The sequence below is a fragment of the Streptococcus cristatus genome, from assembly GCF_003944225.1.
Lineage (GTDB): Bacteria > Bacillota > Bacilli > Lactobacillales > Streptococcaceae > Streptococcus > Streptococcus cristatus_K.
The window spans coordinates 509514-524491 of the sequence record NZ_RJPN01000001.1; the positions used below are offsets into that span (position 1 = coordinate 509514).

Sequence of the window (14978 nt, forward strand, 5' to 3'; positions counted from 1 at the left end):
AAATTATGTTGAATTGTCAATCTAAAGCAACTAAGATTGGCGAATCGCTTCAAAAGCTTCTTTATCAATCTCGACAGATTCAGAGAATGCGTCTAGAACAATCCCTCTTAATAGAAATCTCCCTCTGCCTTCAACTGCAAACAAACAATCTGTGACAGGCAGTTGCAACCAAGAAAAGCGATCATAGTATTCTTTTGGAATCTCTTGCTCGTTTGAGAAACAGGGATAGAAATAATCATCTCCCTTTTGCAGAATATCGGGTTTTAGGCGAACACCTTCTTGACCTTCACTTTCATCTATCAGATAAGCATTGAAGGGAACACAAACCTTAGATTGCTTTAATACCTTAAATAATGCCTCTATAGATTCTGTCGTTTTCTCATGCAAATACTGCTTCTTATAGTCAGAAAGAGTTTCAAGTCTGTCCTTCTTATCAGTCTTTTTCTTAAAAAATTGAAACATTCTCGTTCCTCTTGTAGTTACTTAAATGTACTGTAAGACTTGACCATTCTTATAAGCTCTGTCAATCAAGCCACCACCTAAGCACTCATCTCCATCATAGAAAACGACTGCTTGGCCTGGAGTAACTGCCCTTTGTGGTTGATCGAAGTTGACAACAGCCTTGTCATCCTTTACAGTAACTGTCACCTTGGAATCAGGCTGACGATAACGGAACTTAGCTGTACATTCCATAGTAAATTCTTCCGGCATTTCTTTCGTGAAATGAACCTGACTAGCGTCAAGGCTGGTTGACATTAAATGGTCATGATAGAATCCTTGACCGACATAAAGAATGTTTTGGCTAAGGTCTTTTCCAACTACAAACCAAGGCTCATTATCTCCCCCATGCTGACCTCCAATTCCAAGACCACCCCGCTGGCCAATGGTATAGTACATTAGTCCTGCATGCTGGCCCATATCTCGGCCTTCCAAGGTCATCATGCGACCAAGCTGAGCTGGTAAATATTGACTCAGAAATTCTTTAAAATTCTTCTCACCAATGAAGCAAATACCGGTCGAGTCTTTTTTCTTAGCAGTGGCTAAGCCAGCTCTTTCAGCAATCTCCCGAACTTCTGGTTTTTCTAAATGCCCTAGAGGAAACATGGTCTTTTGCAATTGTTCCTGTGACAGTTGACTTAAAAAGTAAGTCTGATCCTTATTGTTGTCTTTGCCACGTAACATATGGACTAGACCATCTTGGTCTCTCTTCACCTGAGCATAGTGACCCGTTGCAACATAATCCGCTCCCAGTGTCAAGGCGTAGTCAAGGAAGGCTTTAAACTTAATTTCCTTGTTACACATAACATCTGGATTCGGAGTCCTACCAGCGCGGTATTCCGCCAAGAAGTATTCAAAAACGCGATCCCAATACTCTTTCTCAAAGTTGACAGAGTAGTAAGGAATACCAATCTGGTCTGCAACAGCTGCTACATCCTTGTAGTCTTCTGTGGCCGTGCAGACACCAAATTCATCTGTGTCGTCCCAGTTTTTCATGAAGATGCCAATCACATCATAACCTTGCTCTTTCAAGAGTAAAGCAGTTACTGATGAATCGACACCTCCGCTCATACCAACGACGACACGAGTCTTAGAGTTATCACTCATTGTGTTCTCCCATCTTTTCGTTATTTCACGATTGAAGGTCGTGCTGTGCTTTCAACGATTGAAGGTCGCTTGAGCAAGGTCTATTATAGCATGATTTAGCACGGAGAACAACGAATAACCTTTGCTCAATCTGATGAGCTTTATAAGTTGTCAAGTAAATTTACAGTATTGTAAATACCTTGATGCAAAATATCATATTCCAAACAAAAATGTACTAATAATTATAAAAAAGGAACTAGAATGCAAATTCCAGTCCCTCTAAACATATTTCTAAATAAAGTTTTAATACCAGCCATTTGCTAACCAGAAATTTTTAGCAGCCGACCATGAGCCATAGCGACCTGCTACATAAGCATCCGCTGTCTTCTCTTGATTTTCTGGTGACAAATCTCCATTTAGATAGGTAATAGTCAACTGATAGCGACCATAGTATTGCCCATTTTGCGCTGTATAACTGCCGCTGGATTCTTTTTGAGCAATCCACTCCTTAGCCTCTGCATCCTCAGCACTCAAGCCAGAACTTGGATTTACAGTAGATTGCTCAGCCTTATCTGATTTTTCAACAGTCACCTGCTCAGATACATCATCGTCCAGTTCTAAAACCTGACCAACACTAATTAGATTGATATTGCTAATCTTATTTTTTTGCGCAATCTTGTCAACAGTCGTCTGATGAGAAGCAGCAATCGCGGACAAGGTATCACCTGACTTGACAGTATAACTTTCTGCATTGGCTACAATCGGAAGCAAAGCAGCAGCTCCTGCCATCAAACTGAGTAAGCCTGCTTTCATCATTCTATTTTTAAAATACAAATTCATGTTTAGAATTCTCCTTTTCTGTGATATATCTATCCTAAAGCAAAAGTATTACAGAACTTTATTACTTTGATGAATTATATTACAGACTATTGAAGAACTTGTAAAAACAGACCTATATTCTAAAGTTTTTTGATGATGTAAAGGCTATGCTGAACTATCTCTATGTTTTTTGCTCCATTTAAATCGAATTCTATCATAGAAGAAAAATAAAACTATTCCTAAAATGAAAGCTGCAGTTCCTTCCTTTAATCCCCTTGGAACAAATGATAAGGTAACCCTGCCTGCTCCTCTGTTCACATCAAGTTTCATAAAACCATTCTGCGCACGTTTTAACGGTACCTTCTTGCCATCTACACTAGCTGTCCAGCCCTTATCATAAGGAATGGTGAAAAAGAGAGAACTATCTCTATCCGCATGATAATCCACCGTTACCGTATTGGATTTTGTCGTCACAGAAACTTCTTGTTTTTTCAATTTACTTATGAGTTGCTGATATTTGTTTACATCCACAGAGAAAAACTCTGGCTGGTTAAAAGAGACAGTTCGATTCTCTGGGAAAGAAAATTGGATAGAAACCGTCTGTGCTTCCTTAAAGTAGCCAATATTCAAAAATGGAAAAACATTATGGGTCGGGTAACGATTCGTGATTCCATTTACAGTGATATTGACATCCGTCTGATTATCGTTTGAAAAATCAAGATCTGAAAGGTTGACATAGACTTGACTACCCGCAGGAACCTCAATTGTGTAAGTAACGCTAGCATAGCTTAATTGAGCGTCATTTTCGATACTTGCAGTTACTTTCCCTTCGGTTTCTTCCTGATCACCAGCGATAGAAATTCGCTCATAATATTTATGATCCAAACCCGATAGTTGATTTAAAAAGGCTGTCTGATTGTCGAGCGTTAAATTAGTGAACTTGACATCTTTGTAAACATCATTGGTTAAGAAAGCCAAACCCAAAGCATAATTATTTTCATACAATGTCATTGATCGCTCAGTCTTATCTGCAGAAAAACCAAATTTCTGCGGATCTGTTTCAGACAAGTTATACTTTACAGCAAAAAGGCTATCTATCAAAATGCTATTATTTTGATAGCGGAGATTAAGGTTAGTTCCTGCTGATTTAAAACCTAACTTATCTAACGTCGAGCTAGCTTGCGTGTTCCTGACTGATGAGAATTGAGAAATTCCATTATAATTAAATTTCATACTGTCATTCCCAGTCTGAGGATCAAGCCTCTCTGTTCGAAAGAAATCTCTGTTTTCTTTCTTACTATACTTGACAAGACTGTCAATTTCGTTCATCTTTTTCGAATAGGATGAACGACTTGCAAAAACCCATTCTTTAGCAATTCCATCAACCTGATAATAAGCGTTTAAGGTAAGCTCAAAAACCACAAAAAACAGTAAAGATAGTGTAAACATACTTTGCCTAACGTGACAACGAATAAAAGCGAAGCTGATTAAGAGATAGGCAAAGAAGAACTCTAAAGTAAAAATGTAATTTTCGGGACCAAGAAAATCATAGTGTTTTCTATAATGCAAAGTGGCTAGAAAACCAAAAGAAATTAGCAGAAAGTTAAGGAATACTTGTCGCCATTTAACTTCCTCCAAACGATTGAGCGTTTCTGCAGCCATCAAAATGATAAGAAGAGAAAAGAGCCAAGAATAGCGATGTAAAAACATATTTGGAGCATGCATTCCTTGCCAAAGCAAATCCAAATACTGCAGTCGAAAACTCACTATAAAAATGCCAATCAAGAAAATGTAGGCCAGTTTTACACGAAGCTTAATGCTTTTTATCGTAAAAAATAAGACACTTAAAATGAAAGGGAATAGACCAACATAAATCATAGGAATGGATCCATACTTAGTCGTATCAAAACTTCCTACAAAATTTTTAGCAAAAATATCTAGATACCAACTTTTCTCAGTAAACAAGTCTTCAACCTTTGTCAAGGTCTCACCATGTGAACTCAGATCTAGATAAGTCGGTAAAATCATAACTAGACTAGTAAGGCCTGCTAATATTGACACGATAGCAAAATCAGGAAAAGACCGAATCCTGGCCTTAAAATCCCAAGAAAGCTGAACGAGGTACCAAAGGACTAAAAACACGGCCATCATATAACCAAAATAATAATTTTGGATAAAGAGAATTGACAAGCTTGTAAAGTATAAAGTTCTCCCTTGTCCATTCATCAACTTGTGTAAACCATAGATGATAAGGGGTACTAGTATAAATACATCTAACCAAGTTTTAATTTCAAGTTGACTGACTGAGAAACTCATCAGGGCAAAGGAGGTTGACAGAATCAAGATTAGTGTTTCTGGAATTTTTTTAAAGATACCTTTAATGCTAATACAAGTTGTCAACCCAATCAAGCCAAACTTAATAAGTGTAAACAAGTAAACCGCATCTGGCATTGATTTTAAATCGAAAAAGTAGACGAAGGGGGAAAGGAAACTCCCTAGATAATAGCTAGATAAGGCATAGAAATTTTGTCCTAATCCACTTGAAAACGTGTAAAAAAGACTATCCGTTCCGTGAAGAATATTTCTCAAAGTCGTATCAAATACGACATATTGATGGAAGCCATCTCCAAGTAGCGGAGAAGTATTGCTACCCCAGTAGATACCTTGACTCAGATAAACAAAACACATAATGAGAAAAGGTAAGGTGAAGGAAGCTAAATAAAGCCAATTTTTCTTAAAAAAATATCTGATTTTTTCCATGTTTCTTATAGAGAAAGAGGCCGAAACGTTGTTTCATGCCTCTGTAAACTTCTGTCAACTTACATTGACAATTTATTAATCTTTCCAAAGTTCTTTGACTTTTGCCTGAACTTCTTGATTTTCCAAAAATTCATCATAAGTTTCGTCAATGCGGTCAATCACACCATTTTTTGAGAGAACGATGATATGGTTGGCCAAGGTTTGAATAAACTCATGGTCATGGCTGGCAAAAATGATCGACTCTTTAAAGTTCTTCAAACCATCATTAAGACTAGAAATAGATTCCAAATCCAAGTGATTGGTTGGGTCGTCCAAAACCAAAACATTTGACTTGAGAAGCATCAGTTTAGACAACATAACTCGAACTTTTTCTCCACCTGACAAGACGTTGACAGGCTTGTTAACCTCATCGCCAGAGAAAAGCATCCGACCTAAGAAACCTCGAAGAAAGGTATTATCGTCTTCTTCTTTACTAGCAAATTGACGAAGCCAGTCAAGAATAGATTCACCACCCGCAAAGTCGCGAGAATTATCTTTTGGCAAATAAGAACGACTAGTTGTAACGCCCCACTTGACAGTTCCTTCATAGTCAATATCTCCCATCAAGGCACGAATCAAGGCAGTTGTTTGAATATCATTTTGTCCAATCAAAGCTGTCTTATCGCCAGGACGAAGGATAAAGCTGATATTGTCAAGAATGGTTTCGCCATCAATCTTGACAGAAAGATTTTCTACTGTCAAGAGATCATTCCCAATTTCACGCTCCGCTTTAAAGCTGATAAATGGATATTTTCGACTTGACGGAACAATTTCTTCCAATTCAATCTTATCCAGCATCTTTTTACGAGAGGTTGCCTGTTTGGACTTGGAAGCATTGGCAGAGAAGCGAGCAACAAACTCTTGCAATTGCTTGATTTTTTCTTCCGCCTTAGCATTTCGGTCAGCGAGCAACTTAGCTGCCAATTCACTTGATTCTTTCCAGAAATCATAGTTTCCGACATACAGTTTGATCTTACCAAAATCAAGGTCAGCCATATGCGTACAAACTTTATTTAAGAAGTGACGGTCGTGGGATACGACAATAACTGTATTCTCAAAATCAATCAAGAAATCTTCCAACCAAGTGATAGACTGGATATCCAAACCATTGGTCGGCTCGTCCAGAAGCAAAACATCAGGCTTGCCAAAAAGAGCCTTGGCAAGAAGAACCTTGACCTTGTCGCCGTTCGTCAATTCACTCATATTTTGGTAGTGCAAGTCTTCTGGAATGTTGAGGTTTTGCAGCAATTGAGAAGCTTCGCTTTCAGCTTCCCAGCCACCCAACTCAGCAAATTCACCTTCCAGCTCAGCCGCTCGAACGCCATCCTCGTCAGAAAAGTCAGGCTTCATATAGATGGCATCTTTTTCTTTCATGATGCTGTAAAGGTGCTCGTTCCCCATGATAACAACATCAATGGCCCGCTCATCCTCATAGTCAAAGTGATTTTGACGCAAAACAGAAAGTCGCTCATCTGGACCCAAAGAAATATGGCCTGTTGTCGGCTCAATATCTCCAGCTAAAATTTTCAAGAAGGTGGACTTACCCGCACCATTAGCTCCAATCAGGCCATAAGTGTTTCCTTCTGTAAATTTAATATTTACTTCATCAAATAATTTTCGATCACTGAAACGCAGTGACACATCAGATACTGTAAGCAATGATTTTCTCCTATATATGTAGTCTCATCCATTTTACTAGAAAATTCTTCTTTTTTCAAATTATTATGGAATAAAAAACTATTTAAAGAGATGAAAATACTGTCAACTTTGTAAACATGCTGTAAATATATTGTCAACTAATTTCTTTTAAACTATGATTCTTCTTTTTTCTTCTAGATTCTTCCGCATTTTCTTTGAAAATGATATAATGAGAACAACACTAATTGAGGAGCAAGCAATGACAAAACCCATTATTTTAACCGGAGACCGTCCGACTGGAAAATTACATATCGGTCATTATGTAGGAAGCCTACGTAACCGTGTCCTTTTACAAAATCAAGACAAGTATGAGATGTTTGTTTTTCTAGCGGATCAACAAGCTCTGACAGACCATGCGAAAGATCCACAAACAATTGTAGAATCCATTGGCAATGTAGCCTTAGACTATCTGGCAGCTGGACTGGATCCCAAAAAAGCAACTATTTTCATCCAGAGTCAAATTCCAGAGTTGGCAGAGTTATCAATGTATTACATGAATTTGGTATCTTTAGCTCGATTAGAGCGCAATCCGACTGTCAAGACAGAAATTTCTCAGAAAGGATTTGGAGAAAGTATCCCAACAGGCTTTTTGGTTTATCCTATCTCTCAAGCCGCAGACATTACAGCCTTTAAGGCAAACTATGTACCTGTCGGAAATGATCAAAAACCGATGATTGAGCAGACACGTGAAATTGTTCGCTCCTTCAATCATGCCTATGGTTGTGAGGTTTTGGTGGAGCCTGAAGGGATTTATCCAGAAAATGAAGCAGCTGGGCGTTTACCAGGGCTTGATGGCAATGCTAAAATGTCAAAATCATTAAACAATGGGATTTATCTAGCGGATGACATGGATACACTCAAGAAAAAGGTTATGAGTATGTACACCGATCCCGACCACATCAAAGTTGAAGATCCAGGAAAAATCGAAGGTAATATGGTTTTCCATTATCTGGATGTTTTTGGTCGGCCAGAAGATGCTGCTGAAATTGCGGCTATGAAAGAACACTACCAACGCGGTGGTCTGGGGGATGTCAAAACTAAACGCTATCTCTTAGAGATTTTAGAGCGGGAATTAGGACCAATCAGAGAGCGTCGCCTCGAGTTTGCAAAAGACATGGGCCAAGTCTATGACATGCTGAAAGAAGGCAGTGATCGTGCTCGACAAGTTGCTGGACAAACCCTGTCAGAAGTCAAAAATGCAATGGGAATTAATTACTTTAAATAACGAACAATAATAGTAGTTTATATCAAAAACCATCGTCTTTTGCTCAAAAAAGAGATGGTTTTTAATTTTTGCATAATAATCATTGACAAATGCCTATAGAATGGTATGATATTAACAATAAAAAGACGAGCCCTGCTCAATTATATAAGAAAAGAGGAAACTGTGGATGTCTAACTGGGACACTAAATTTTTGAAAAAAGGTTTTACCTTTGATGACGTATTGCTTATTCCAGCTGAAAGTCACGTGTTGCCAAATGATGCTGATTTAAGTACAAAACTTGCTGAGAATTTAAAATTAAATATCCCAATTATTACTGCGGCTATGGATACAGTTACCGAAAGTCAAATGGCGATCGCCATTGCCCGTGCCGGCGGTCTAGGTGTCATCCACAAAAATATGTCTATTGCACAGCAGGCTGATGAAGTTCGTAAGGTAAAACGTTCTGAAAATGGTGTCATTATCGATCCATTCTTCCTGACTCCTAATCATACGATTGCTGAAGCAGATGAATTGATGGGGCGCTACCGCATTAGTGGGGTTCCAGTGGTTGAAACGATGGAAAATCGTAAATTAGTCGGTATCTTGACTAACCGTGATTTACGCTTTATTTCAGATTATAATCAACCAATTTCCAACCACATGACCAGTGAAAATCTTGTTACAGCTCCAGTCGGAACTGATCTGGCAACTGCTGAAAGAATTCTGCAAGAACACCGGATTGAAAAACTACCTTTAGTAGATGAAAACGGTCGACTTTCTGGTCTTATCACCATTAAAGATATTGAAAAAGTGATTGAGTTCCCAAATGCAGCCAAAGATGAATTTGGTCGTCTGCTAGTTGCTGGTGCGGTAGGTGTGACTTCAGATACATTTGAACGTGCAGAGGCCCTCTTTGAAGCAGGAGCAGATGCCATTGTTATTGATACAGCCCATGGTCATTCAGCTGGCGTTCTACGTAAAATTGCTGAAATTCGTGCTCACTTCCCAGATCGCACTTTGATTGCCGGAAATATTGCAACTGCTGAAGGTGCACGCGCCCTCTTTGATGCCGGTGTTGATGTAGTAAAAGTCGGAATTGGACCAGGTTCTATCTGTACAACTCGTGTCATTGCTGGTGTTGGTGTCCCACAAGTAACAGCTATCTACGATGCAGCTGCAGTCGCGCGTGAGTATGGAAAAACCATCATTGCTGATGGAGGTATCAAGTACTCAGGTGATATCGTCAAAGCGCTTGCTGCAGGTGGAAATGCAGTCATGCTTGGTTCCATGTTTGCTGGAACAGACGAAGCGCCAGGTGAGACTGAAATCTTCCAAGGACGTAAATTTAAAACTTACCGTGGAATGGGCTCTATCGCAGCTATGAAGAAAGGCTCCAGCGATCGCTACTTCCAAGGTTCTGTCAATGAAGCTAATAAGCTAGTTCCAGAAGGAATTGAAGGGCGTGTAGCTTATAAAGGAGCCGCTGCAGATATCGTCTTCCAAATGTTGGGCGGTATCCGTTCTGGTATGGGATATGTCGGTGCAGCTAACCTGCAAGAACTTCATGAAAATGCTCAATTTATTGAGATGAGTGGTGCTGGTTTGAAAGAAAGTCACCCTCACGATGTACAAATCACCAATGAAGCTCCAAACTACTCTGTCCAATAGAATTATAAAGAAAAAACAACCTTGTCAAGGGATTGACAAGGTTGTTTTTCTAATTTACAAAATTGTAAAATATATTTACAATTCATTGACTAACCTGTAAAGTTAATATTCTCTTCTTTCTTTATTACACCCTGACTTATCTGAAAAATATTAATATCCTCTGGTAGATTATGTAAGTGATCTAAGCTGGTTGTCGTGATGAACGTCTGAATATTTTGAGAGATGGTTTCTAGCAATTTTAATTGACGCATATTGTCAAGTTCGCTCATTACATCGTCAAGCAATAATATTGGAGTATCTTTTGTAAGGCTTTCGATTAGTTTGATTTCAGCTAATTTGAGAGATAGAACAACACTACGGTGCTGGCCTTGGCTACCAAATCCGGCATCCATATCATTGATAAAAAAGTTAATATCATCTCGGTGAGGTCCAACACCAGTATTTTTTTTGAAAAGGTCTCGTCTACGACTTTCTGATAAGGCTGATCGAAAAGAAGCTTCCAAGTCTTCAAGGCATGAAAACGGAACAGAGGATAAGTACTTGATTGTCAACTTCTCTTTCCCTTGAGAAATATCGCTGTGACTTTCCTGAGCAAAACCTTCTAGCTTTTCAATAAAGTCTAAGCGATGTTGCATGACACGACAACCAAAATCAATCAATTGTTCATCTAAGACAGAGAGAAAGGTTTCATCTACCTTATCATTAGCCTTAAGATAAGCATTTCTTTGCTTGAGTACATGATTATAGTTAGACAAGTCAGAAAGATAGATGGGCTTGATTTGCCCAAGCTCAATATCAATGAATTTTCGGCGCAGAGCAGGGGCACCTTTAATGAGCTGTAAATCTTCTGGAGCAAATAAAACAACGTTGACAACCCCTATATAATCTGATAGTTTCCCTTGTTTTAAATGATTTATTTTGGTGATTCTCCCCTTTGGTGTCAACTCGATGTCAAGCGGGATTTTACCCGTTGTTTTTTCAATGATTCCCGAAATTTGAAGATTTTTCTCTTGGAAATGAATCAAATCCTTATCGGTTCGGGTACGGTGACTGCGAGTAAGGGCTAAAAAATAGATGGCTTCTAGAATATTGGTTTTCCCCTGTGCATTTTGTCCCAGAAAGATATTAAGGCCAGGATCAAAATCAACCTCTGCAGATTGGTAATTACGAAAATGTTTAATTTTCAGCGTTTTTAACCACATGGCTTAGGTTCCTGGAAAGCGAACAGGTGATTTTTTGCTTCTCTGCTCGGGCTTTCTTTTCTTCTGTTCTTTTTTTGCTGGTTGAGATTTTTTCAAGTCCTTATTCATGGCTTTAACCAAGTCTGCCACTCTTTTTTTCTCTGCTTGCTCCTCTTGATGTTCAAGGATCTCCTCCTGACTTGGAGCAAGGAGGACAATCTCCAGTTCTTGGTCTGGAAGAGAGACGACATCTCCAATTCTAAGTTTTTTTCCTCGTCGATTTTCTAATTCACCGTTAAAAAAGACCTGATGATCTGTTAAAAAGGATTTGATTGCTCCGCCACTTTGAATGATACCGACTTCTTTTAAGAGAGCCTGTAGAGTAATAAATTCGTCAAATAATTTGTATTCCATATTTCACCTCAATCCTTGTCATTATATCATAATTTAAGCAGAAACTGTTCCGTGGTAGTCTCATTCAAAGGCAAGTTTTACTAGAAAAATAGAAAACGCTTTAATCTCTAAAAATACCGTTCCTTACAAAGCATTAAACAGCATTTCGTGTTATAATAGAAGTCTATATTATTCGGTATGAGGAGAGCAATGGAAATCATAAAAGGAGTACATCTTCACTTCATTCAGTCAGAAAAATTTAAAACCAATAAAATTAAAGTGCGATTTTCAGCTCCTATGTCTGAAAAAACAATAGCTGGGCGGGTTCTTACGGCTAGTATGCTGGAAACTTCAAATGCCCTTTATCCAACATCGCAAGCCTTTCGAGAAAAATTAGCGAATTTATATGGGGCTAATTATTCGACAAGCCTTTCACGACGGGGATTAGTACATTATCTGGATATCAATCTTTCTTTCGTGCGGGATCAATTCTTGAGCCGTAAAAATATGTTGGCAGATGAAATACTAGATTTTTTGAAGGCTAGTCTCTTTTTTCCTCTGTCAAATGGACAGGCTTTTGATACCAAAACCTTTGAAATTGAAAAGAGAAATGTTTTAACAGACTTGGAAGCTGAAATTGAGAATCATTTCTACCATGCTCACAGAGAGTTAAATAATTTATTTTACGATTTACCAGAAATGCGGATTCCACGCGTGGCAACAATCGAGCTAGTAGAAAAAGAAACGGCTGAAACTAGTTTCGCTGCTTTTCAGCAAATGCTAACTCAGGATCAAATTGATTTTTTCTTCATCGGTGACTTCAATGAGATTGCTGTTCGTGAGAAAATCCAAGAATTCCAGTTTTCTGAGCGAGAGCAACCTTTACAGCTTAGCTATCAGCAAAACTATTCAAATATAACTAGAGAAAAGCTGGAACAGCGAGATGTACATCAGTCGATTGTTGAACTGGCCTACCATTTTTCCAGTCAATATGGGGATCGCAGCCACTTGCCACTGATTGTTTTGAATGGGTTATTAGGAGGATTCGCCCACTCCAAACTCTTTGTCAATGTTCGGGAAAAAGAGAGTCTAGCCTACACTATTTCTAGTAGTTTTGATATTTTTTCTGGTTTGATGAGAATCTATGCTGGAATTGACCGAGCAAATCGGACAAAGACCGTCGCTTTAATCAACCGCCAAATTCTAGATTTGAAGCGGGGACATTTCACAGATGAAGAACTTGAACAAACCAAGAATATGCTAAAAAATTCAATACTTCTGGCTCAGGATAGACAAAACACCTTGATTGAGCGTGCTTACATGTCCTCTGTTCTAGGGAAAAAATTTCTGTCACTAGATGCTTGGCTGAAAGCATTAGAAAATGTCAGCAAAGCTGATCTTATAGAGGCAGCCCAGCAATTGAAATTACAGGCGATTTACTTTATGGAAGGGAAATAATGCAGAATCCAGGTTTAGAAAAAATCAATTATATAGCCGTGGGAGAAAGCATCTATCGGGCGGTGCTAGCAAATGGATTGCAGGTTTACCTACTCCCTAAAAATGATTTTAATGAAACCTACGGCATCATCTCAACACATTTTGGCTCTGTTGATACTAAGGTTGTTTCACGTGAAACAAAGCAAGTTTCTCATTATCCAGCAGGGATTGCACATTTTTTGGAGCACAAACTATTCGAGCGTGAAAACGGAGAGGATTTACTGCTGGAATTTACTAAATTTGGCGCAGAAAGTAATGCCTTTACAAGCTTTACACGTACCAGCTATCTGTTTTCTACGACAAACTGTGTAGCAGAAAATCTAAAGCTGTTGCAGGAACTCGTTTCCCAAGCCAATTTTTCAAAAGAATCTGTTCAGCGTGAGCAAGGAATTATCCAGCAAGAAATCGAGATGTACCAAGACGATCCAGATTATCGGCTCTTCTTTGGTGCTTTGAGTAATCTCTACCCTCAAACTCCACTAGCAGAAGATATTGCCGGAACGACAGAGTCAATCATGGATATTACTGTGGAAGATCTGACAGAAAACTTTGAGCTTTTCTACCGTCCGTCCAATATGACTTTATTTGTCATTGGTAATTTTGATTTAGAGTCCACTTTTGAAGATATTGTCCAAACACAAGAGACCTTATCGCCTCAATTATTAACTTCAGTAATTGAAAAAGAGCCTATCAGCTTACAACCTGTGCTTCCGACCGCTACTAGTCGCATGGAAGTTGCTAGTCCTAAGTTGGCGATTGGTATTCGTGGGAAAGATGCGATACAAGATACTGAGCTTTATCGCTATAAAATTGCCCTGAAATTGCTTTTTGCCATGATGTTTGGTTGGACTTCCAAGCGTTTCCAGACCCTGTATGAAAATGGCAAGATTGACAATTCGCTCACTCTTGAAGTAGAGGTGGAAAAGGATTTCCACTTTGTCATCTTAACTATGGACACGCAGGAACCAGTAGGAATTTCTCATCAATTCCGCTCAGCCATCCGGAAGTTTGCTCAAGATCCAGATGTCACAGAAACACATCTAGACACGATTAAAAGTGAAATGTTTGGAGATCTTCTGCATGGTCTGAATTCTCTTGAATACATGGCAACCCAGTATGAACCGCATTTAAAAGGTGAAAATCTTTTTGATTTACCTAAGATTTTACAGGATATCACTCTAAATGACGTCTTAAAAGTCGGACGTCGCTTTATTGACCAGTGTGATATGACAGATTTTACTATTTTCCCAAAATAGTTCCAAGTTTATTTCAAAATTTTGTTAGAATAATGTCTAAGAGAAAAGGACTATCCCTATGAGAAAAAAAACGATAGGAGAGGTACTCAGACTTGCTCGAGTAAACCAGAAACTTACTTTAGCAGATCTAGCCAAAAAAACAGATATAAAAACTGACTACCTAAAGGCTCTTGAAAACAATCAATACGAGAAATTTCCAAATGCCTTTTACGTCCGTAGCCTGCTACGAAAATACGCTTGGGCTCTGGATTTAGACGAGCAGATTCTATTGGAGGCATACGACACAGATAATACTGTCGTTTATGACGAAATTGAATTAGCTGAAAACGAAGAATTTCGAAGCAGAAAATATAAAAATCGTTCCTTTTCACTTCCGCTCTTTTATTTCCTAGTAGTTGCCCTGTCTATCATTATTTTTGTCACCTATTACGTTTGGCAATATGCAAATACAACTACTCCGCAGTTTGCCAGCTCCGATAGTTACAGCCTCGTCTCGAGCTCAAGTATCGAAGATCGTTCAACTCCACCCGAGACCTCCACTACAGACTCTAGCTCAACAAAAGAAAAACTAGAAGTCACTGGAGAAGGAAACTATTTGACTGCAAAGTATCGTGGCGAGTCGCAAACTACTCAGTTAACAATCTCAGCAAGCAACACCTCAAGCTGGATTAGTGTAACAAATACAGAACTTGCAGCTGGTACAACCCTTACTCCAACCCAATCAAGCCAAACAGTGACACTCTCTCCCAATACAACTTATACAATTACTCTAGGAGTTGTGAAAGGCGTCACTGTCACTGTCGGCAGTCAGAAAATAGACCTATCTACCTTGACCAGCGACAGTGCTATAATCACCCTTACAATTGAATCATAAAGGA

Annotated in this window: 12 protein-coding genes; 5 read left to right on the forward strand and 7 right to left on the reverse strand. The window is 38.8% G+C overall.

The genetic code is table 11. From position 1 onward, the window contains the following. Window positions 1–30: 30 nt before the first annotated feature. The 5 genes from D8797_RS02730 to D8797_RS02750 all read right to left on the reverse strand — a co-directional run bounded on the left by D8797_RS02730 (window position 31) and on the right by D8797_RS02750 (window position 6861). Window positions 31–462: an SseB family protein gene (locus D8797_RS02730; protein WP_125379160.1), complete on the reverse strand. Its 432-nt coding sequence runs from the start codon at window positions 460–462 to the stop codon at window positions 31–33. 21 nt (window positions 463–483) lie between these two features. Beyond that, entirely contained in the window at window positions 484–1629 is a 1146-nt protein-coding gene (gene mnmA / locus D8797_RS02735) for a tRNA 2-thiouridine(34) synthase MnmA (RefSeq protein ID WP_260471198.1), read from the reverse strand. Window positions 1630–1887: 258 nt separating this feature from the next. Beyond that, window positions 1888–2424, reverse strand: coding sequence for an aggregation-promoting factor (apf, locus tag D8797_RS02740; protein ID WP_125379162.1), 537 nt, complete (start codon window positions 2422–2424; stop codon window positions 1888–1890). Between the two features lie 144 nt (window positions 2425–2568). Then, window positions 2569–5163 (reverse strand): YfhO family protein, encoded by a 2595-nt coding sequence (locus tag D8797_RS02745; protein ID WP_125379163.1) that lies wholly within the window; start codon window positions 5161–5163, stop codon window positions 2569–2571. Between the two features lie 75 nt (window positions 5164–5238). Next, on the reverse strand, window positions 5239–6861 hold the full coding sequence (locus D8797_RS02750; RefSeq protein ID WP_125379164.1) for an ATP-binding cassette domain-containing protein: 1623 nt from the start codon (window positions 6859–6861) through the stop codon (window positions 5239–5241). A gap of 238 nt (window positions 6862–7099) precedes the next feature. Between D8797_RS02750 and trpS the strand changes: the two genes are divergently transcribed. Both trpS and guaB read left to right on the forward strand, forming a co-directional pair. Then, a complete protein-coding gene (trpS, locus tag D8797_RS02755) occupies window positions 7100–8125 on the forward strand; it encodes a tryptophan--tRNA ligase (protein ID WP_125379165.1) in 1026 nt (341 codons plus the stop codon). A 166-nt stretch (window positions 8126–8291) separates the two neighbouring features. Continuing rightward, on the forward strand, window positions 8292–9773 hold the full coding sequence (gene guaB / locus D8797_RS02760; RefSeq protein ID WP_005591397.1) for an IMP dehydrogenase: 1482 nt from the start codon (window positions 8292–8294) through the stop codon (window positions 9771–9773). Between the two features lie 89 nt (window positions 9774–9862). Here the strand turns inward: guaB and recF are convergent, their stop codons facing one another. Then, window positions 9863–10975, reverse strand: a complete 1113-nt coding sequence (gene recF, locus D8797_RS02765; RefSeq protein ID WP_125379166.1) for a DNA replication/repair protein RecF — start codon at window positions 10973–10975, stop codon at window positions 9863–9865. Window positions 10976–10978: 3 nt separating this feature from the next. Then, on the reverse strand, window positions 10979–11368 hold the full coding sequence (yaaA, locus tag D8797_RS02770) for a S4 domain-containing protein YaaA (RefSeq protein ID WP_125379167.1): 390 nt from the start codon (window positions 11366–11368) through the stop codon (window positions 10979–10981). A gap of 189 nt (window positions 11369–11557) precedes the next feature. On the opposite strand from yaaA, the gene yfmF reads away from it, so the two are divergent. From yfmF to rodZ, 3 genes are read left to right on the forward strand one after another with little or no spacing between them, the layout of a single operon-like run. Further along, a complete protein-coding gene (yfmF, locus tag D8797_RS02775) occupies window positions 11558–12805 on the forward strand; it encodes an EF-P 5-aminopentanol modification-associated protein YfmF (RefSeq protein WP_312023857.1) in 1248 nt (415 codons plus the stop codon). Beyond that, a complete protein-coding gene (gene yfmH / locus D8797_RS02780) occupies window positions 12805–14100 on the forward strand; it encodes an EF-P 5-aminopentanol modification-associated protein YfmH (protein ID WP_125379169.1) in 1296 nt (431 codons plus the stop codon). The genes yfmF and yfmH overlap by 1 nt, the downstream gene beginning before the upstream one ends. A 58-nt stretch (window positions 14101–14158) precedes the next feature. After that, window positions 14159–14974 carry a cytoskeleton protein RodZ gene (rodZ, locus tag D8797_RS02785; protein ID WP_125379170.1) on the forward strand — a complete coding sequence of 272 codons (816 nt, stop codon included), beginning with the start codon at window positions 14159–14161 and terminating at the stop codon, window positions 14972–14974. Window positions 14975–14978 lie beyond the last annotated feature (4 nt).

Coding starts and splice junctions, on each gene's coding strand:
- yaaA (WP_125379167.1), bottom strand. CDS start 11,368: ATGGAATACAAATTATTTGACGAATTTATTACTCTACAGGCTCTCTTA.
- trpS (WP_125379165.1), top strand. CDS start 7,100: ATGACAAAACCCATTATTTTAACCGGAGACCGTCCGACTGGAAAATTA.
- guaB (WP_005591397.1), top strand. CDS start 8,292: ATGTCTAACTGGGACACTAAATTTTTGAAAAAAGGTTTTACCTTTGAT.
- apf (WP_125379162.1), bottom strand. CDS start 2,424: ATGAATTTGTATTTTAAAAATAGAATGATGAAAGCAGGCTTACTCAGT.
- D8797_RS02730 (WP_125379160.1), bottom strand. CDS start 462: ATGTTTCAATTTTTTAAGAAAAAGACTGATAAGAAGGACAGACTTGAA.
- D8797_RS02745 (WP_125379163.1), bottom strand. CDS start 5,163: ATGGAAAAAATCAGATATTTTTTTAAGAAAAATTGGCTTTATTTAGCT.
- rodZ (WP_125379170.1), top strand. CDS start 14,159: ATGAGAAAAAAAACGATAGGAGAGGTACTCAGACTTGCTCGAGTAAAC.
- yfmF (WP_312023857.1), top strand. CDS start 11,558: ATGGAAATCATAAAAGGAGTACATCTTCACTTCATTCAGTCAGAAAAA.
- yfmH (WP_125379169.1), top strand. CDS start 12,805: ATGCAGAATCCAGGTTTAGAAAAAATCAATTATATAGCCGTGGGAGAA.
- recF (WP_125379166.1), bottom strand. CDS start 10,975: ATGTGGTTAAAAACGCTGAAAATTAAACATTTTCGTAATTACCAATCT.